The sequence below is a fragment of the Cupriavidus sp. UGS-1 genome, from assembly GCF_021213615.1.
GTDB lineage: Bacteria > Pseudomonadota > Gammaproteobacteria > Burkholderiales > Burkholderiaceae > Cupriavidus.
The window spans coordinates 38,434-56,841 of sequence record NZ_JAJQJF010000022.1; the positions used below are offsets into that span (position 1 = coordinate 38,434).

13 protein-coding genes are annotated in these 18,408 nt (G+C 66.2%); 9 read left to right on the forward strand and 4 right to left on the reverse strand.

All coding sequences use genetic code 11. The features are described 5' to 3' along the window. Positions 1–236: 236 nt before the first annotated feature. The 3 genes from LRR16_RS21920 (at position 237) to LRR16_RS21930 (ending at position 4,782) form a co-directional block, all read left to right on the forward strand. Complete coding sequence (locus tag LRR16_RS21920) at positions 237–2,216, forward strand: monovalent cation:proton antiporter family protein (protein WP_006579157.1); 1,980 nt, start codon at positions 237–239, stop codon at positions 2,214–2,216. Positions 2,217–2,277: 61 nt separating this feature from the next. After that, positions 2,278–2,850 carry an adenine phosphoribosyltransferase gene (locus LRR16_RS21925; protein ID WP_006579156.1) on the forward strand — a complete coding sequence of 191 codons (573 nt, stop codon included), beginning with the start codon at positions 2,278–2,280 and terminating at the stop codon, positions 2,848–2,850. Positions 2,851–3,021: 171 nt separating this feature from the next. Further along, positions 3,022–4,782 (forward strand): Na/Pi cotransporter family protein, encoded by a 1,761-nt coding sequence (locus LRR16_RS21930; protein WP_232207103.1) that lies wholly within the window; start codon positions 3,022–3,024, stop codon positions 4,780–4,782. Here the strand turns inward: LRR16_RS21930 and uvrA are convergent. Next, positions 4,769–7,678 carry an excinuclease ABC subunit UvrA gene (gene uvrA / locus LRR16_RS21935; RefSeq protein ID WP_023264487.1) on the reverse strand — a complete coding sequence of 970 codons (2,910 nt, stop codon included), beginning with the start codon at positions 7,676–7,678 and terminating at the stop codon, positions 4,769–4,771. The two genes, LRR16_RS21930 and uvrA, sit on opposite strands and share 14 nt — an antisense overlap. A 473-nt stretch (positions 7,679–8,151) precedes the next feature. On the opposite strand from uvrA, the gene LRR16_RS21940 reads away from it, so the two are divergent. The 6 genes from LRR16_RS21940 to LRR16_RS21965 all read left to right on the forward strand — a co-directional run bounded on the left by LRR16_RS21940 (position 8,152) and on the right by LRR16_RS21965 (position 17,156). Further along, positions 8,152–9,429, forward strand: a complete 1,278-nt coding sequence (locus LRR16_RS21940; RefSeq protein WP_064572538.1) for an MFS transporter — start codon at positions 8,152–8,154, stop codon at positions 9,427–9,429. 183 nt (positions 9,430–9,612) lie between these two features. Then, on the forward strand, positions 9,613–10,134 hold the full coding sequence (locus tag LRR16_RS21945; RefSeq protein WP_006578107.1) for a single-stranded DNA-binding protein: 522 nt from the start codon (positions 9,613–9,615) through the stop codon (positions 10,132–10,134). 1,328 nt (positions 10,135–11,462) lie between these two features. After that, the gene (locus LRR16_RS21950) at positions 11,463–12,170 is read left to right on the forward strand and encodes a hypothetical protein (protein ID WP_232207104.1); all 708 of its coding nucleotides are present in this window, start codon (positions 11,463–11,465) and stop codon (positions 12,168–12,170) included. 678 nt (positions 12,171–12,848) lie between these two features. Beyond that, on the forward strand, positions 12,849–14,066 hold the full coding sequence (locus LRR16_RS21955) for an acyl-CoA dehydrogenase family protein (protein ID WP_232207105.1): 1,218 nt from the start codon (positions 12,849–12,851) through the stop codon (positions 14,064–14,066). A gap of 29 nt (positions 14,067–14,095) precedes the next feature. Beyond that, positions 14,096–15,436: an LLM class flavin-dependent oxidoreductase gene (locus tag LRR16_RS21960; protein WP_232207106.1), complete on the forward strand. Its 1,341-nt coding sequence runs from the start codon at positions 14,096–14,098 to the stop codon at positions 15,434–15,436. Positions 15,437–15,572: 136 nt separating this feature from the next. Next, positions 15,573–17,156 carry a TerC family protein gene (locus LRR16_RS21965; RefSeq protein ID WP_232207107.1) on the forward strand — a complete coding sequence of 528 codons (1,584 nt, stop codon included), beginning with the start codon at positions 15,573–15,575 and terminating at the stop codon, positions 17,154–17,156. A 33-nt stretch (positions 17,157–17,189) separates the two neighbouring features. Here the strand turns inward: LRR16_RS21965 and LRR16_RS21970 are convergent, their stop codons facing one another. The 3 genes from LRR16_RS21970 to LRR16_RS21980 form a co-directional block, all read right to left on the reverse strand. Further along, entirely contained in the window at positions 17,190–17,564 is a 375-nt protein-coding gene (locus LRR16_RS21970; protein WP_023263391.1) for a hypothetical protein, read from the reverse strand. Between the two features lie 20 nt (positions 17,565–17,584). Beyond that, the gene (locus LRR16_RS21975; protein ID WP_006578113.1) at positions 17,585–17,869 is read right to left on the reverse strand and encodes a hypothetical protein; all 285 of its coding nucleotides are present in this window, start codon (positions 17,867–17,869) and stop codon (positions 17,585–17,587) included. A 102-nt stretch (positions 17,870–17,971) separates the two neighbouring features. Then, positions 17,972–18,175, reverse strand: coding sequence for a cold-shock protein (locus LRR16_RS21980; RefSeq protein ID WP_006578114.1), 204 nt, complete (start codon positions 18,173–18,175; stop codon positions 17,972–17,974). Positions 18,176–18,408: the final 233 nt, after the last annotated feature.

Genomic DNA, 18,408 nt, shown 5'->3' on the forward strand with positions numbered 1-18,408 from the left:
AATGCGATGGCGCCCGGGCCGGTGGCAGCGCGTCCGGCGCGGCGTCGGCCTTCGCGTTCGGGTCCCGTCTCCGCCGGCCGGCCGCCCCCTGACGAAACACTGCCGGGCCGGGCAGGTCCGTTCCTGGTCCACCGCTTGCATTACTGCCCGCAACCGCTGCACTGCCGCACCGCAATCTGCACCACCGCCCGCACCACCGCTCGCACCATCGCTCGCACCAACACCGGCCCGCCCGAATGCATTCTCCGCTGGACTTGACCCTTGTGCTGCTGGCCGCCGCCGTGCTTGGCGTGGTCGCCTTCCGCATGCTGCAGCTGCCGCCGATGCTCGGCTATCTGGCGGTCGGCATCCTGATCGGGCCCCACGCGCTGGGTTTGGCCAGCGATTCCGGCCAGACCAAGTACCTTGCCGAGTTCGGCGTGGTCTTTTTGATGTTCTCGATCGGGCTGGAGTTCAATCTGGCCAAGCTGCGCTCGATGCGCCGGCTGGTGTTCGGCCTCGGCGGCAGCCAGGTGGTGCTGACCATGCTGGCGGTGGCGCCGGTCGGCTGGCTGTTCAGCGCGGTGTTCGACCTGACCTGGCAGGCGTCGATTGCGCTGGGCGGCGCGCTGGCAATGTCGTCGACCGCGATCGTCTCCAAGATGCTGTCCGAACGGCTGGAGCTCGAGACCGAGCACGGCCGCAATATCTTCAGCGTGCTGCTGTTCCAGGATCTGGCGGTGGTGCCGCTGCTGATCGTGATCCCCGCGCTGTCGCGCGACCCGGGCGAACTGCCGATGGCGCTGGCGCTGGCCATCGTCAAGATCGTGGTAGCGCTGACGCTGATCTTCGTGCTGGGCAAGCGCGTGGTCAGCCGCTGGTTCCACGTGGTGGCCGCGCGCCGCTCGCAGGAACTGTTCATGCTGAACCTGCTGCTGGTCACGCTGGGCATGGCGGCCCTGACCGAGCGGCTGGGCCTGTCGATGGCGCTCGGCGCCTTCATGGCCGGCATGCTGATCGCGGAAACGCCATACCGGCATCAGGTCGAGGAAGACATCAAGCCGTTCCGCGACGTGCTGCTCGGGCTGTTCTTCGTCACCATCGGCATGCTGCTCAATGTCCGCGTGGTGATCGACAACCTGTGGCTGGTACTGACGCTGCTGATCGTGCCGGTGCTGTTCAAGTTCGTGCTGATCGCCGGGCTGGCGCGGCTGTTCGGCTCGCGTCCCGGCGTGGCGATCCGCACCGGCCTGGGGCTGGCACAGGCCGGCGAGTTCGGCTTCGTGCTGCTGAACCAGATCGACGGGCTGGGCCTGGTCGATCCGGTGCTGACGCAGGTGATCCTGGCGTCGATGCTGCTGTCGATGCTGGTGGCGCCGTTCCTGATCCAGTACAGCGATGCGATTGCAATGCGCTTTGCCGCCAACGAATGGCTGCTGCAGTCGCTGAACATGACCCGCATCGCCGCGCAGAGCCTGCAGACCGAGAAACACGCGATCATCTGCGGCTACGGCCGCAGCGGCCAGAACCTGGCGCGCATGCTCGAGCGCGAGGGCATCGGCTATGTCGCGCTGGACCTGGATCCGGACCGCGTGCGCGAGGCCGCGGCGGCCGGCGATACGGTGGTCTACGGCGACGCGGGGCGGCGCGAGGCGCTGATCGCCGCCGGCATCCATCGCGCCGCGGCGGTGATCATCACCTATGCCAACACGCCGTCGGCGCTGAAGGTGCTGCACCATGTGCACGAGCTCGAGCCGGCATTGCCGGTGATCGTGCGCACGGTCGACGATTCGGAGCTGGAAGCGCTGCAGCGCGCCGGCGCGACCGAGGTCGTGCCCGAGATCATCGAGGGCAGCCTGATGCTGGCCTCGCATGCGCTGGTGCTGCTGGGCGTACCGATGCGGCGCGTGGTGCGCGGCGTGCAGCAGGCCCGCGATGCGCGCTACAGCCTGCTGCGCGGCTACTTCCACGGCCGCGACGACGAGGAGGACATGATCGAGCGCGACTCGGTGCGGCTGCATTCGCTGTCGCTGGGGCCGGACGCGACCGCGGTCGGCCGCCGCCTCGGCACGCTGGGGCTCGAGCATATCGGCGTCGAGGTCACCGCCGTGCGGCGGCGCGGCATCCGTGCCTTCGATCCGCAGCCCGATACCGTGCTCGAACCCGGCGACATCCTGGTGCTGCGCGGCACGCCCGAGGCGCTCGAGGCGGCCGAGCAGCGGATCACCGAGCGCTGACGCAGCCGCTATCCTAGATGACTGGCGCTTCAGCCAACCCCTTCATCCGTTGTTTCCGACCATGCCCGCTCCCACCATCCAGTCCCCGCCGCTGGGCGACGTGACCACCTATCTGCGCGACCGCATCCGCACCGTGCCCGACTGGCCGCAGCCCGGCGTGATGTTTCGCGACATCACGCCGCTGCTGCAGGACCCGAAGACGCTGCGCGTGCTGATCGACGTATTCGTGCACCGCTACATGGACGCCGGCCTCGACATGGTGGCCGGCATCGATGCCCGCGGCTTCATCCTCGGCGCGATCGTCGCCTACGAGCTGAACCTGGGCTTCGTGCCGATCCGCAAGAAGGGCAAGCTGCCATTCCAGACCGTGGCCGAGGAATACGAGCTCGAATACGGCAGCGCCACCGTCGAGATCCACGCCGATGCCTGCAAGCCCGGCGACCGCGTGCTGCTGATCGACGACCTGATCGCCACCGGCGGCACCATGATGGCTGGACGCCGGCTGCTCGAGCGGCTCGGCGCCACCGTGGTGGAAGGCGCAGCGATCGTCGACCTGCCCGAGCTCGGCGGCTCGCGCCATCTGCTCGACAGCGGCCTGCCGCTCTTTACCGTGTGCCGATTCGAGGGCCACTGAACGTCCTTCGCGCAAAAACCGCAACGCCGCCCAGCGTTGCGAAGCGCACCATCGCCGGCGCCCCGCGTTGCCCTCGTCCGCAGCGCGGGCGCATAATGGCCGTTCATTCACAACAAGGGCCGGGCGGCCCCTGCCTCTGACCGCCGCACCGGCCGCAATGGGTGCCACACCATGGGCGTTCTGCTTCATCTGCTCTCCGGGGTCGCGCTGCTGGTCTGGGGCACGAATATCGTCAAGGTCGGTATTCTGCGCGTCTACGGCGCGAACCTGCGCCACGTGCTCTCCGCCAGCGTTGCCAATCGCTTCACCGCCTTCGCCGCCGGCCTCGGCGTGACCGGCCTGGTGCAAAGCAGCAATGCGACCGCCGTCATCGTCAGCTCCTTCGTCAGCCAGGGCCTGATCGCGGTCGCGCCCGCGCTGGCCATCATGCTCGGTGCCAACGTCGGCACCGCGATGATGGTGCAGGTGTTCTCGCTGGACCTGTCGTGGCTGTCGCCGCTGCTGATCTTCATCGGCGTGATCGCGCATCTGAGCTGGAAGGGCAGCAGACCGGGCCACGTCGGCCGCGTGCTGATCGGCCTGGGGCTGATCACGCTGGCGCTGGAGCTGATCTCCAATGCGACCCGTCCGGTGGTCGAGGCCGCCGGCGTCAAGGTGCTGTTCGCCAGCCTGACCGGCGACACCGCGCTCGACATGCTGGTCGGCGCCTTCCTGACCGTGCTGTCCTATTCCAGCCTGGCCGTGGTGCTGTTCTGCGGCGCGCTGGCCTCGGCGGGCGTGGTGTCCATCCCCGTCGCGCTGGCGCTGGTGCTCGGGGCCAACCTCGGTTCCGGCATTTCGGCGTTCCTGACGACCTCAGGCAACAACCAGCCCGGCAAACGGGTGACGCTGGGCAATCTGCTGTCGCGCCTGCTCGGCTGCGTGGTGGCGCTGCCGCTGCTGGACGAGGCGCAGACGCTGCTGCGCGCGCTCGATGCGGACCCGCAGCGGCTGATCGTCAATTTCCACCTGCTGTTCAACGTGGTGCTGGCGGTCGCGCTGATCGGGCTGACCGCGCCGCTGGCGCGGTTGTGCGAAGCGATATTGCCGGGCCGCAACACCGGCGAGAGCCAGGTCACGCCGCGCCACCTCGATCCGGCCGCGCTGTCCACGCCGACGCTGGCGCTGGCCAATGCCGCGCGCGAGGTGCTGCGCATCGGCGACCGCGTCGAGCAGATGCTCGACAACATGCTGCGCGTGCTGCGGACCAACGACGCCAAGCTGGCCGCCGCCACCTGCCGCATCGACGACGAGATCGACGATCTCTATACCGCGATCAAGCTGTACCTGACGCGCATCAGCGTCGAGGCGCTCGACGAGCGCGACGGCCGCCGCTGGACCGAGATCATCTCGCTCAATATCAATCTGGAGCATGCGGCCGACATCATCGAGCGGATCCTGCTCGATGCGCGCGACAAGAAGATCGCCCACAACCTGGTGTTCTCGGAAGCCGGCATGCAGGAGATCACCGAGATGCATGCGCGGCTGATCAGCAATCTGCGGCTGGGGCTGTCGGTGTTCCTGAACGGCGACCTGAAGAGCGCCCGGCAGCTGATGCGCGAGAAGGCGACCTTCCGCGAACTGGAGCGCAAGTATTCGCATACCCACCTGCGCCGCGTCGCCACGCAGACCATCGAGAGCATCGACACCAGCTCGCTGCACCTGGACGTGATCAGCGACCTGAAGCGGCTGAACTCGCTGTTCTGCGCGACCGCCTATCCGGTGCTGGAAGAGGCCGGGGCGCTCGATCGCAGCCGCCTGCGCGAAGACGACGGCCAGCAGGACGAGGGCGCCGCTGCGCCCGCGGCCGCCGGTGGCGCACCTGCCCAGGCGCGCGCCGCGCGGGTGCACGCCGACGAGGGCAGGGCGCCTCCGCGCGTCAGCGGCGCCTGACCCGTGCCCGGGCCTGCGCCGGGGCCTGTTCCACCGGGCGCTTCAGCAACGGCGCCAGATACTTGCCGGTGAAGCTCGCCTTGCTGGCGGCGATGTCCTCCGGCGTGCCGCGCGCGATGATCTGCCCGCCGCCGGCCCCGCCCTCGGGGCCCAGGTCCAGCACCCAGTCCGCGGTCTTGATCACATCGAGGTTGTGTTCGATGATGACCACGGTATTGCCCTGGTCGCGCAGCTTGTGGATGACCTTGAGCAGCAGCGCGATATCGTGGAAGTGCAGGCCGGTGGTCGGCTCGTCGAGGATGTACAGCGTGCGGCCGGTATCGCGCTTGGACAGCTCCAGCGACAGCTTGACCCGCTGCGCCTCGCCGCCCGACAGCGTGGTCGCGGCCTGGCCCAGCCGGATATAGCCCAGCCCCACATCGAGCAGCGTCTGCAGCTTGCGCCGCACCACCGGCACCGCGCTGAAGAACTCGTGCGCCTGCTCGACCGTCAGCTCCAGCACCTCCGAGATGTTCCTGCCCTTGTACAGCACCTCCAGCGTCTCGCGGTTGTAGCGCTTGCCGTGGCAGACGTCGCAGGGCACGTAGACATCGGGCAGGAAGTGCATCTCGACCTTGAGCACGCCGTCGCCCTGGCAGGCCTCGCAGCGTCCGCCCTTGACGTTGAACGAGAAGCGGCCCGGATCGTAGCCGCGCTCCTTCGCCGACGGCACGCCGGCGAACAGCTCGCGGATCGGCGTGAACAGGCCCGTATAGGTGGCCGGGTTCGAACGCGGCGTGCGGCCGATCGGGCTCTGGTCGACGTTGATGACCTTGTCGAAGTGCTCGAGCCCGTCGATGCGGTCGTGCGGCGCCGGTTCCGGCGTCGAGCCGTACAGATGGCGCGCCACCGCCGGATACAGCGTGTCGTTGATCAGCGTCGACTTGCCCGAGCCCGAGACGCCGGTCACGCAGGTCAGCAGGCCGACCGGAATCTCGGCGTTGACCTGCTTCAGGTTGTTGCCGCTGGCGTTCAGGATCCGCAGCATCCGTTCCGGATCGGGCGGCGTGCGCGTAGCCGGCACCTCGATGCTGAGTTCGCCCGACAGGTACTGGCCGGTCAGCGAGGCCGGCGAGGCCTCGATCTGCGGCGGCGTGCCCTCGGCGACGATCTGGCCGCCATGCACGCCCGCGCCCGGGCCGATGTCGACCACATAGTCGCTGGCGCGGATCATGTCCTCGTCGTGCTCGACCACCAGCACCGAATTGCCGATGTCGCGCAGATGCTTGAGCGTGCCGATCAGCCGGTCGTTGTCGCGCTGGTGCAGGCCGATCGACGGCTCGTCGAGCACGTACATCACGCCGGTCAGCCCCGAGCCGATCTGCGAGGCCAGGCGGATGCGCTGCGCCTCGCCGCCCGACAGCGTGTCCGCGCTGCGCTCCAGCGACAGATAGTCGAGACCGACGTTGTTCAGGAAGTTCAGCCGCGCCGAGATCTCGCGCACGATCTTGTCGGCGATCTCGCGCTTGGCGCCCTGCAGCTGCAGCGTCAGGAACCAGGTCAGCGCGTCGCGCAGCGGCCAGCCGCTGATCTCGAAGATCGCGCGCGCCTGTTCGCCGTCGCCGACCTTGACGTGGCGGGCCTCGGTGCGCAGGCGCGTGCCGTGGCAGGCGGGGCAGGGCTGGTTGTTCTGGTACTTGGCCAGTTCCTCGCGCACCGCGACCGAGTCGGTCTCGCGGTAGCGGCGCTCCAGATTGGGGATGATCCCTTCGAACACGTGCGAGCGCGTGGTGGTGCGGCCGCGTTCGTTCATGTAGGTGAACGGGATCTCGGTCTCGCCCGAGCCGTGCAGCACCACCTGCTGCACCTCGGCCGGCAGGTCCTCGAAGGCGGCGTCCAGGTCGAAGTCGTAGAACGCCGCCAGGCTCTGCAGCATCTGGAAATAGAACTGGTTGCGGCGGTCCCAGCCCTTGATCGCGCCCGAGGCCAGCGACAGGTTGGGGAAGGCCACCACCCGCTTCGGATCGAAGAACGTGATCTGGCCCAGGCCGTCGCAGCTCGGGCAGGCGCCCATCGGGTTGTTGAACGAGAACAGCCGCGGCTCGAGCTCGGGCAACGAGTACGAGCAGATCGGGCAGGCGAACTTCGAGCTGAACAGATGCTCGGCGCCGCTGTCCAGCTCCAGCGCGATCGCGCGGCCGTCGGCCAGCCGCAGCGCGGTCTCGAACGATTCGGCCAGCCGCTGCTTGATGTCCGGCCGCACCTTGACGCGGTCGACCACCACTTCGATGCTGTGCTTCTCGGTCTTCTTCAGCTTGGGCAGCGCGTCGACCTCGTAGACCTTGGCCTGCGCCTCGTGCGCGGCGCCGCCGCCCGATCGGATGCGGAAACGGACGAAGCCCTGCGCCTGCATCGTGTCGAACAGGTCGGTGTGCTCGCCCTTGCGGTCGGCCACCACCGGCGCCAGGATCATCAACTTGGTGTCCTCGGGCAGCGCCAGCACCGCGTCGACCATCTGCGACACGCTCTGGGCCTGCAGCGGCAGGTCGTGGTTCGGGCAGTACGGCGTGCCGGCGCGCGCGTACAGCAGGCGCAGGTAGTCGTGGATCTCGGTGACGGTGCCGACCGTCGAGCGCGGGTTGTGGCTGGTTGCCTTCTGCTCGATCGAGATCGCCGGCGACAGGCCTTCGATCAGGTCGACGTCCGGCTTCTCCATCAGCTGCAGGAACTGGCGCGCGTAGGCCGACAGCGATTCGACGTAGCGGCGCTGGCCTTCTGCGTACAGCGTGTCGAAGGCGAGCGAGGACTTGCCCGATCCCGACAGGCCGGTGATCACGATCAGCTTGTTGCGCGGCAGATCGAGATTGATGTTCTTCAAATTGTGGGTACGGGCCCCACGGATTCTGATTTCTTCCATATACCGTTTGTCTTCGCCAGGCGGGGCCGCCAGTCGGGGTCGACAGGCCGGTCTCACGGAGCGCCCGCGCCATGGCCGGCTGCGGGCGTACGCTCAAGCAGGAAGCAGGCCGGGGCCTTGGCGCGGGCCGGCGGGGAGGGGGTGGGGCGGCAGTCTTGCCGCCATCCGAACGCCGCTGTCGCCGCCATCGGGCCCCGCGCGCCGCCACCTTCGTGCCGCCGGCCGCTTGCCTCGCCAGCCGGGCCGCTTCCCGCCGATCCGGCGCCGGGCGCCGGGAGCAAACCTGCTAATATACCGAACTTCGGTTTCCGGGGTTGCCCCTGCCTCTGCCTGCCGGCGAGAGGGCGCGGCTCCGGCGCCCGGCACGGTGGCCACGGTGGCGGTTTGGATGGCGCCCCGGCATGGCCGCGTACCGCGGCGCGGGGCCCGGCGCACGGCCGGCCACCCGTCACACCCGAGTCCCCACGAGCGCAATGCCGTCGACCCAGACTTCTTCCCCAGCCGCGGCCGATGGTGCCGAACGCGCAGCCGGTGCGGCCTCCGCACGGATGACCCGTGTCGAGCTGCGCGCCAGCGTGTCGCTGGCCAGCATCTTCGCGCTGCGCATGCTGGGCTTGTTCCTGATCCTGCCTGTCTTCGCCGAATACGCGCGCACGCTGCCCGACGGGCACGACGCCCAGCGCATCGGCCTGGCGATGGGCATCTACGGCCTGATGCAGGCCTTCCTTCATATTCCGCTTGGCTGGCTGTCCGACCGCATCGGCCGCAAGCCGGTGATGATCGGCGGCCTGCTGCTGTTCGTCGCCGGCGGGCTGGTGGCGGCGTTCTCCGACACGCTGACCGGCATCATCGCGGGCCGCGCGCTGCAGGGCACGGGCGCGATCTCGGCCGCGATCACCGCCTGCATCGCCGACCTGACCAGCGAGCGCCATCGGACCAAGGCGATGGCAATGGTCGGCGGCAGCATCGGCCTGACCTTCGCGCTGTCGCTGGTGATTGCCTCGCCGCTGCTGCGCACCATCGGCATGCCGGGAATCTTCACGCTGATGTCGGTGCTGGGCCTGCTGGCGATCGCCGTCACGCTGTTCCTGGTACCGACCCCGCCGCCGCCCCATCCGGACCAGCTGCCGCTGCACCGGGTCTTGCCGAAGGTGCTGCTGAATCCGGACCTCGCGCGCATGAACGTCGGCGTGCTGGCGCTGCATGCCTCCCAGGTCGCAATGTTCATGGTGGTGCCGGGCATGCTGGCCGATGCCGGCATGCCGGTCGATTCGCACTGGAAGGTCTATCTGCCGGTCGTGCTGGTGTCGTTCCTGCTGATGCTGGCGCCGATGATGGCGGCCGAGCGCTATGGCCGCATCCGCCCGGTGCTGCTCGGCGCGGTCGCGCTGATGACCGCGGTGCAGCTGCTGTTCGCCGCGGTGCACGGCCTGTGGCCGATCGTCGGGGTGCTGTTGCTGTTTTTCGTGGCATTCAACGTGCTCGAGGCGATGCAGCCCTCGCTGGTGTCGCGCTATGCGGCGGCATCGCGCGGCGCCGCGCTCGGCGTCTACAACACGACCCAGGCGATCGGGCTGTTCCTCGGCGGCGCCGTCGGCGGCTGGCTGCTGCAGCACGCCGGCCGCAGCGCGGTCTTCCACGGCTGCGCGGCCGTGCTGGTCCTCTGGCTTATAATCGCCTGGGGCATGAAGCCGCCGCCCGCCAGGGTCCGCCACGGCGGCCCGGACAGCGAGCCGCAGCCGGCGCACTGAGCGGCGGCCTGCCGGGCACGATGTAACCGCGGCGGTCACGGCGACGGCCGCATCACGCGGACACGCTTTGCGGCGCCGGCCCGCACTACCATCGGCGCGCCCGGCGCGAATCAGTCGAAAGAGTCAAACCAGTCAGCACATTGCCGCGCCGCCCATCGGGGCGCGGTTCTCGGAGAACACCTCATGGCATCCGTCAACAAAGTCATCCTCGTCGGCAATCTCGGCGCGGACCCCGAAACGCGCTATATGCCCAGTGGCGATGCCGTGACCAATATCCGGCTGGCCACCACCGACCGCTACAAGGACAAGCAGAGCGGCGACATGAAGGAGCTGACCGAATGGCACCGCGTGGCCTTCTTCGGCAAGCTCGCCGAGATCGCCGGCCAGTACCTGCGCAAGGGGTCCCAGGTCTATATCGAAGGCCGCATCCGCACCCGCAAGTGGCAGGACCAGTCGGGCCAGGACAAGTACAGCACCGAAATCGTCGCTGAACAAATGCAGATGCTCGGCTCGCGCCAGGGTGGTGGTGGCGGCGGCGACGAAGGCGGCGGCTACGCCCGCGAATCGTCGGGCGGCGGCTATGGCGGTGGTGGCGGCGGCCGCGGTGCGCAAGGTGGTGGCGGCGGCCAGGGCGGTGGCGCACGCCGGCCGCAGCAGTCGCCGTCGAACGGCTTCGAGGACATGGACGACGATATTCCGTTTTAATCTTGTGTAGGCAGTACTTTTAAGGACCAACCCCGCTCACAGGCGGGGTTTCTTTTTATCCGTGGATTATGGGTTTTATAAGCGATCGGCGCCCGGGATCACTCGTGGGTCGCTTGAATCGGTGCCTAGGGCGGATTTAGTGAGCTCTGTTCGGCGCTACGTTTTGAGGAACGTGCAGCCGCGCAAAGTTGTCTGGACAGGGGAATCGACGTACTCCTCCGCTCGCGCTGCGCGGGTCTGAACGGGCTGCGCCTCCTCCTTGGAGCCTCCCGATAGAGGTGTTTGGGATCTCGCCATTGGCCGGGTTTATCTCGCCCACTTCATGGCAAATCGACGCGATTGGTGAGGGAATTTTTTCCTCTCCGGAAGCTTCTGGGCAAAATCCTTCTCAAAAATTAAGGAACTGCTCGATATTGATTTGGTGCCTTGGTTGGATTTTCGGCATTGCACTGAAGTATCTTTGATAGGCTCCCTCAGTTCATAGAACCGATTGAAGTGCAACTCGCAAATGTACTTCAGATGGTAATGCTTGCCAATGGGTGGTCGTAAAAGAAAAATCGGTGGAGATAGTATTCGCAGTCTTTAAAGGTCCCAAGAGTCTCTCGATGTCGAAGTACTGAAAAACCAAATCTCACTGTGTTCGTTCTTTCTGGCACAAGCAATTTCTCTGAGCGCCCATTTTCCTCAAAAGGAAGCCATCGTCGTACAGTGTGCGCGAGAGCTTTCTCCTGCGTTATTCGGTCCATCCAGGACGGGTCCCTCCAGCCCTGTTATCCAGGTACCAATGCCTACGCAAGGGAGGCGAGAGAGAGCGATAGTGCAATTCCTTTGGACATGGCGGGGCGCGGAGCGGCTCGATTCCGACGGGACGGAAGCATTCTGCCAATTAAAATTTAGCTATAAGGGTTCTCTACAATTCGTGAGGATTTGTATCGCGATGCCCTGCTGAACGGTAGAGAGCGGAACGACTCGAGCGGGGGTGTACTTCTGGCTTCCCCTAGTTCCGCCACAGCTTTATCGATCTCTGCCGTCGGCGGCTACGTCGGGTTTCAATCGGCTGCCAAGCCGGATAGTAGTCGTTGCTTATCGCGTGATGTGACAGAATCGACGTTCTGAGTTCAAGATGCCCTTCGTCTCAATGCAGCACCCTTCGATCCGATGTCCCGGTGCATACGGCTTCTATGGCGCCGAAAACGTGCTTCTATTTGTCACGCCTTCTATTTCTCTATCTGCAAGCCTCCTTCGTGGGGGTATGTCATCGAACTCACAATGCCGATCTATCGGATTGGAACTTTGTTATCTTAAAGCCATAATTTACGAGGTAAAAATTGAAAAAGGACGCCATCGAGTTATTTGTCCGGCTTGCGAAAATGAAACCACTTCCGCATTCGGAAGCTCGATCATGGCTCGAAATCAAGATTCTGAAGTTGACATCTGCGCTGCGGTGGATAGCCGGTGCTATTTTCTTGTTCTTGGTTTTTGTGGCTGGTTTGATCACCATATGGCCAGAAAGTCGGATTCCGGCCGTAGTGGTCGCTGCACAAATTCTTGGCATATCTTCTGTGGTCTGTGCGGTGAGTGGTCTTGTTCTTGATGTTGTTCCAGCTATCGTGACTGTCGTATTGGCAGACAAATATGCGCAACGAAGACAGGTTCTTGCAGTCAAGCACGACCTCGAACACGTGGAAGCGCTGTTGCGGGAGCCATCCGGCGCAATGGAGATCGCCTGCAACTGGTTGGATGCCGAAATAAGGCGAATCAATGCAAGGCTGGGGTTATTTGCAGGCTCGCCGGATAAACTTGCATTTATCTCGCTTGCCGGCCTTGGATGGGCGGCTTGGAAGGAGACGGAAGCGATTGCGTCAGGTTGGCTAGCAACCTCAGTGCAGTTTGGCCTAGCGTTCTTGTGCGGCGGAGCTATCGGAGGGTTGCTCCTACGAGATCGCCTCACACGGTTGGCATACCATCGAGAACTGCTCGATATGGCTTTAACCCAAAAGAGGAAGATGGTTGCATCAGCAGAATTCACAAATTGAAGAGCGGTTGGCACGCTGCAGGAATCACTGGATTGGAGCTGCCTAGGTACGAGGCTGTCTATCGCCCAGCCAAATCGTCTTTTCTCGGACATTGACTCAGCAAGAATCTGAGTGCGGAAGATATATGATGATGACTAGAAGCGTTTTTGGATTGGACCCCGATAATCCCGGATGGATCCGGGGGTGGGCGGTGTTACGAGAAGCGCCATGGGACCTGCAGGGCATGCATCCCACGGAGGAAGCCGCTCGCTTGGCGTGCGAGCAGCTTCAGGGATATGTTGTTAAGTACGGAGCACGCAAGCTCGGCTCCAACGATTTCATTGCCGAGTGATATGGACGTCGTAGCGGGACTGTTGTGTACGACACTGGCTACATAGCTTACTGGGTGTCGATGGCATGGTGACGCCTAGAGGCATCGCAGCTCACGACGAGTGTTGTAGAGGCATAGGGCCTTCACAAAAGGTAGAGTGAGATCTACGCCATTACCGGTAGTCGATCGAGCCTGCTTCATGCGGGGCCCTTTTCATTTGCGCGGCCTGCCCTGCGGCGTGGGTCCTTGTCGTCTTCACCTATCCAAAGAACGCTGCCGCAGATATCGATATCCCCTTTCCTTCGTTCCGCTTCAGGCGCAGCGTCCCTATCCTCGTAGCCTGTTGATCCGGCCAGGAGGACCTGCCAATGAATGCCCCGTTGGACTTCGACGCGCGCCGCGCCCTGCGTGCCGCGCTGGAGTCGTTGCCCGAGCTGGCGCAGAAGATCGGTACCGATGCGGCCGCGCGCGAGGCGCGGCGTCTGCTGCCCTATGAGGGCTTTGCGCTGTTCCGGCAGTCCGGCCTGGGGCTGTTGCGGATTCCGGCGGAGCGGGGCGGGCTGGGCGGCTCGCTGGCCGATCTGTTCGAGGTGATCGCCACCATTGCGGCGCAAGAGTCCAACGTCGCGCATGCGCTGCGCATCCATTTCGATCAGACCGAGTCGTTGCGGCTGTCGCCACGCTCGGCCTTCAACGACCTTCAGGTGCAGCGCATCGTCGGCGGCGCCATCTTCGGCGGGGCATCGACCGAGGTCGGCACCGCCCGGCCCGGCGAGATCACCACGGCGCTGCGCCCCGACGGCGATCATTACCGGCTGTCGGGTCGCAAGTACTACTCGACCGGCACCGCCTTTGCCGACTACGCACGCATCAACGTCAAGGACGCCGACGGCGCCGATGCCTCGATCGTGATCCCGACCGACCGCCCCGGCTTCAGCGTGGTCGACGACTGGGACGGCATGGGCCAGCGCATGACGGCCAGCGGCAGCCTGGTGCTGGATGACGTGCAGGTGTTTGCCGACGAGGTGACCCGGCGCGGCAACAGCACGCTGGTCGGCCGCCATTGCGGCGCGCTGCGCCAGCTGCATCTGGTCGCGGTGGCGGCCGGCATCGTGCGCAACGCGTGGGCCGATGCGCGGCGCTATGTGCAGGACCACGGCCGTCCCGCGCTGCACAGTCCGGCGCCGTCCGCACGCGAGGACCATTTCATCCAGCAGGTGATCGGCGATCTGGCCGCGCACAGCCATGCGATCGACGCGCTGGTCCGCGACAACGCGCGCATGCTGGACCGCTCGGCCGACGCGCTGCTGGCTGGCGCCGACGATGCCGAGGCGCTGGTGCTGCAAGGCGCGCTGGCCACGGCGCAGACACAGCTGGTGGTCAGCAAGCTGGCGCTGCACGTGGGCGAGCGGATGTTCGAGGCGGGCGGGGCGTCGTTCACGGCGAAGCGCTACAACTTCGACCGCCACTGGCGCAACCTGCGCACGATCTTCAGCCACAACCCGCTGCTGCACAAGGCGCGCGTGGTCGGCGCCTATCACCTGAACGGCGAGACCACCCACCTGACCGAAGGCCGGGTGTTCTGAGCCATGTCCTGGGCAATCGGAGACCCGCGATGACATCGACCACACCGCCGCGCCAGCTGCATCTGAACATCAACGCGCTGCATTCGGGCTTCGTGCCCTCCGCATGGCGGCTGCCCGCCAGCGATCCGCGCGCCTTCGTCGACGTGCAGCACTACATCCGCGTGGCGCGCATCGCCGAGGCCGCGAAGTTCGATGCGATCTTCCTCGCCGACAACGCGTCGATCGCCGACCAGATCCATTTCCGTCCGATCACCGCGCTGGAGCCGACGCTGCTGCTGGCCTGCGTCGCCGCCGCGACCACGCATATCGGGCTGGTGGCCACCGTATCGACCAGCTACAACGAGCCCTACAACGTCGCGCGGCGTTTTGCGACGCTGGACCATGTCAGTGGCGGGCGCGCCGGATGGAATGTGGTGACGACCGCCGATGCGGGCTCGGCGCGCAATTTCGGCCGGGCCGCCCCGCCCGATCACGGCCAGCGCTACGCGCGCGCCGACGAATTCACGACGCTGGTCAAGGCGTTGTGGGACAGCTGGGAGGACGACGCCTTCATCGGTGACAAGACCCGCGGGCGCTTTGTCGATACCGCGATGCTGCAGCCGGTCGGCCATCATGGCGCGTTCTTCGACGTGCACGGTCCGCTGAACCTGCCACGGCCGCCGCAGGGCCATCCGGTGCTGTTCCAGGCCGGCGGTTCCGACGATGGCCGCGAGCTCGCCGCGCGCCATGCCGAGGCCGTGTTTTCGGCAGCGCAGTCGTTCGACGAGGCGCTGGCGTACAAGCGCGCCATCAATGCGCGCGCCGAAGCGCTGGGGCGCGGTGTGGATGCGGTCAAGGTCCTGCCGGGCCTGACCACCATCATCGGCGCCACCGAGGCGCAGGCGCGGCAGCGGCGCGATGCGCTGGTCGACCTGATTCCATGGGACTACAGCCTGAACCGTCTTGCCGGCACGCTCGGCATCGAGGCCGAGCGACTGCAGCTCGATGCGCCGTTGCCCGACGATCTGGCCGTGCCGGCCAACGGCAACCACACCTTCTTCCGCGCGACGCTGGCGGCGGCGAGACGGCGGAACCTGACGGTGCGCGCGCTGATCCGTGAGCTCGCTGGCGGCGGCGGCCACCGCGTGATCGTCGGCACGCCCGAGCAGATCGCCGACGACATCGAGCACTGGTTCCGTCACGGCGCCGCCGATGGCTTCAACCTGATGCCGGACGCGCTGCCCGACGGCCTGCAGGACTTCGTCGACGGCGTGGTGCCGATCCTGCAGCGGCGCGGCATCTTCCGTACCGAGTACGCGGGCGCGACGCTGCGCGACCATCTTGGGTTGGCGCGTCCTGCCGGCAGGACGCCGGCGCGCGCCGCCGCCTGATCGAACGCGCGCCGCGCTTGTCATCCTCCCTCCTATTGACGCGGTAGCCGGGCCCGGCCCTACACTGTGGCGTATCCGGCTGCCGCGGCCATTCCGATCGCGGCGGCCCCTTGCTGCCCCACGCGACGACGCTCACATGGAATGGCTGACTGACCCCACGATATGGATTGGCCTGGCGACGCTGATCGTGCTCGAGATCGTGCTGGGCATCGACAACCTGGTCTTCATCGCAATCCTGGCCGACAAGCTGCCGCCGGAGCAGCGCGACAAGGCGCGCATCATCGGCCTGTCGCTGGCGCTGTTCATGCGGCTGGGCCTGCTGTCGGTGATGTCGTGGCTCGTCACGCTGACGCGGCCCCTGTTCGCGCTCGGTCCGCTGGAATTTTCGGGTCGCGACCTGATCCTGCTAGCCGGGGGCATCTTCCTGCTGGTCAAGGCCACGCTGGAGCTGCACGAGCGGATCGAAGGCAAGCCCGAGCATGAGGTCGAGAAGCACGCCTATGCGGGCTTCTGGCTGGTGGTCACGCAGATCGTCATTCTCGATGCGGTGTTCTCGCTGGACTCGGTGATCACCGCGGTCGGCATGGTCGACCACCTGAGCGTGATGATGGTCGCGGTGGTGGTCGCGATCGCGGTGATGCTGTTCGCGTCCAAGCCGCTGACGCGCTTCGTCAATGCCCACCCTACCGTGGTCGTGCTGTGCCTGAGCTTCCTGCTGATGATCGGCCTGAGCCTGGTTGCCGATGGCTTCGGCTTCCATATCCCGAAGGGCTATCTGTACGCGGCGATCGGCTTCTCGGTCGGCATCGAGGCGCTGAACCAGCTGGCGCGCCGCAATCTGCTGCGCTACGAGGCGCGCCGGCCGATGCGGCAGCGCACCGCGGATGCGGTGCTGCGCCTGCTGGGTGCGCGCCGTGCGGCGCAAGGGCAGGCCGGCGAGCCGGTCAGGCCGGATACCGCCGCGCCGGCCGCGTTCGCGCCGGAGGAGCGCACCATGGTCAGCGGCGTGCTGTCGCTGGCCGAACGCTCGGTCCGCTCGATCATGACGCCGCGCTCGGAACTGTCGTGGATCGATATCGAGCAGGATGCCGACACGCTGCGCCGGCAGATCCTCGCCACGCCGCACAGCTTCTTTCCGGTCTGCCGCGGACAGCTGGACGAGATCCTCGGCGTCGCGCGCGGCAAGGACCTGATCGGCACTCTGGCCGAACAGGGCCGCATCGACGAGACAAGCCTGCGGCCGCCGATCGTGGTGCCGGAATCGATCCGCATCCTGCCGTTGATGGAGACGCTGCGCGCCTCGCGCGGCCAGCTGGTGCTGGTGACCGACGAATACGGCGCGGTGCTGGGGGTCGTCACGCCGGTCGACGTGCTCGAGGCGATCGCCGGAGAGTTCCCCGACGAGGATGAACATCCGACCATCGCGGCGGCGGGACAGGGGCGTTGGCTGATCGACGGCATTGCCGATCTGCATGCGGTGGCCCATGTGCTGGAGCTGGGCGAACCGTGGACGCAATCGCAGGGGCGCTATGCGTCGCTGGGCGGCCTGTTGCTGGACCGCTTCGGCATCGTGCCGCCCGCGGGCAGTGCGATCGATCTGGACGGTTATCGCTTCACGGTGGTGGAGGCGACCGAACGGCGCATCGATCGCATCGAAGTGGTGCGGCTCGGCGCCGAATCGGTGCAGGCGGCCGCCGATGCCGGACAGCGGGAACGCTGAACGATCGACGATCCGCGCGTCGACCGTCCCGCCTTACACGCCGAACGACTGCAACCGCGAACGGGCGGGCCGGCTCGCGTCGCGCGACCGTACCGGGCGCAGCTCGCCTTGCCAGGGTGCGGCCAGCGCATCGAGCAGGTGGTCGCCGGCCAGCGTCTTGTCGTGCAACGCGTCGCGCAGCGCCTGGCCGATGGCCAGCCGGCACAGCGCCTCGCCGTCGCGCGTCAGCGTGCGCAGGTCCGCGCCCGCACCGGCGCGGATCGTAAAGGAGCGCCGGCCCACGCCGACGAAGCTGGTGAAGCGCACGCAATCGCATTCGCCGGAACCGGCGAAATTGACGCTGACATGGTAGGCAAGGCTGGTGCCGGCCCATGGCAACGTACAAAGGTAACTGACGGCTTCGCTCATGGCGGGCTCGCTTTGGCGCTTCAGGCCGTAGGCAGCGTTTCGGTCGGAACCAGGCCGTCGATGATGGCGCGGCCGTAGTCGACGGCGGCGCGCCTAGCGGTGCCGACGTTCTCGCACGATCCGCTGGTCAGGCGGTACAGCCGCGATTGCTCGTTGCCCGGCGGCTGGCCCTCGACGCAGATCATCACGGAGACATCGAAAGCAAGTTCGGGCTTGGTGCGCGGCCATGTCTGCACCGGCGCGCGCCGGTAGACCAGCGGATAGAGCTCGTAGCCCTTGTAGCTGGCGGTCGGAAGGGAGTCCATGCATCGCTCCTGTTGAACAACGTGGACGCCGGCTTGCTGCAATCAGCAAAAGAACCGCCGGCAATAAAAAACCCCGCAGGTGCGGGGTTTTCGTGGCTAGCGTCAGATCGCTTCGATCTTCGTGGCGGCCGGGCCCTTCTGGCCGACGCCGCGCACGAAGCGCACCTTCTGTCCTTCCTGCAGCGACTTGAAGCCGCTGCCCTGAATTTCGGAAAAATGCGCGAACAGATCGTCGCCGCCGGCGTCCGGCGTAATGAAGCCGAAGCCCTTCGAATCGTTAAACCACTTTACGGTACCGGTATCCATGACTATCTCCTGGACTGTTCCCATCGGACGAATGTCCCGAGGGGCATGACGATCAAGAAGAAACATGGAGAAGAAGTGGCGGAGCCGGGGGCGGCCAACTCGGTAATCGACGTGCTTGCTTGAAGATCCTGCGGTTCCCGTTATACAGGTCATGTGCCGGGCTGTCAAAACAATGCCGCAAATCGATTGACGACACCGGTTGCCGCATCTTTATACCTTCTTTACGCCTCACC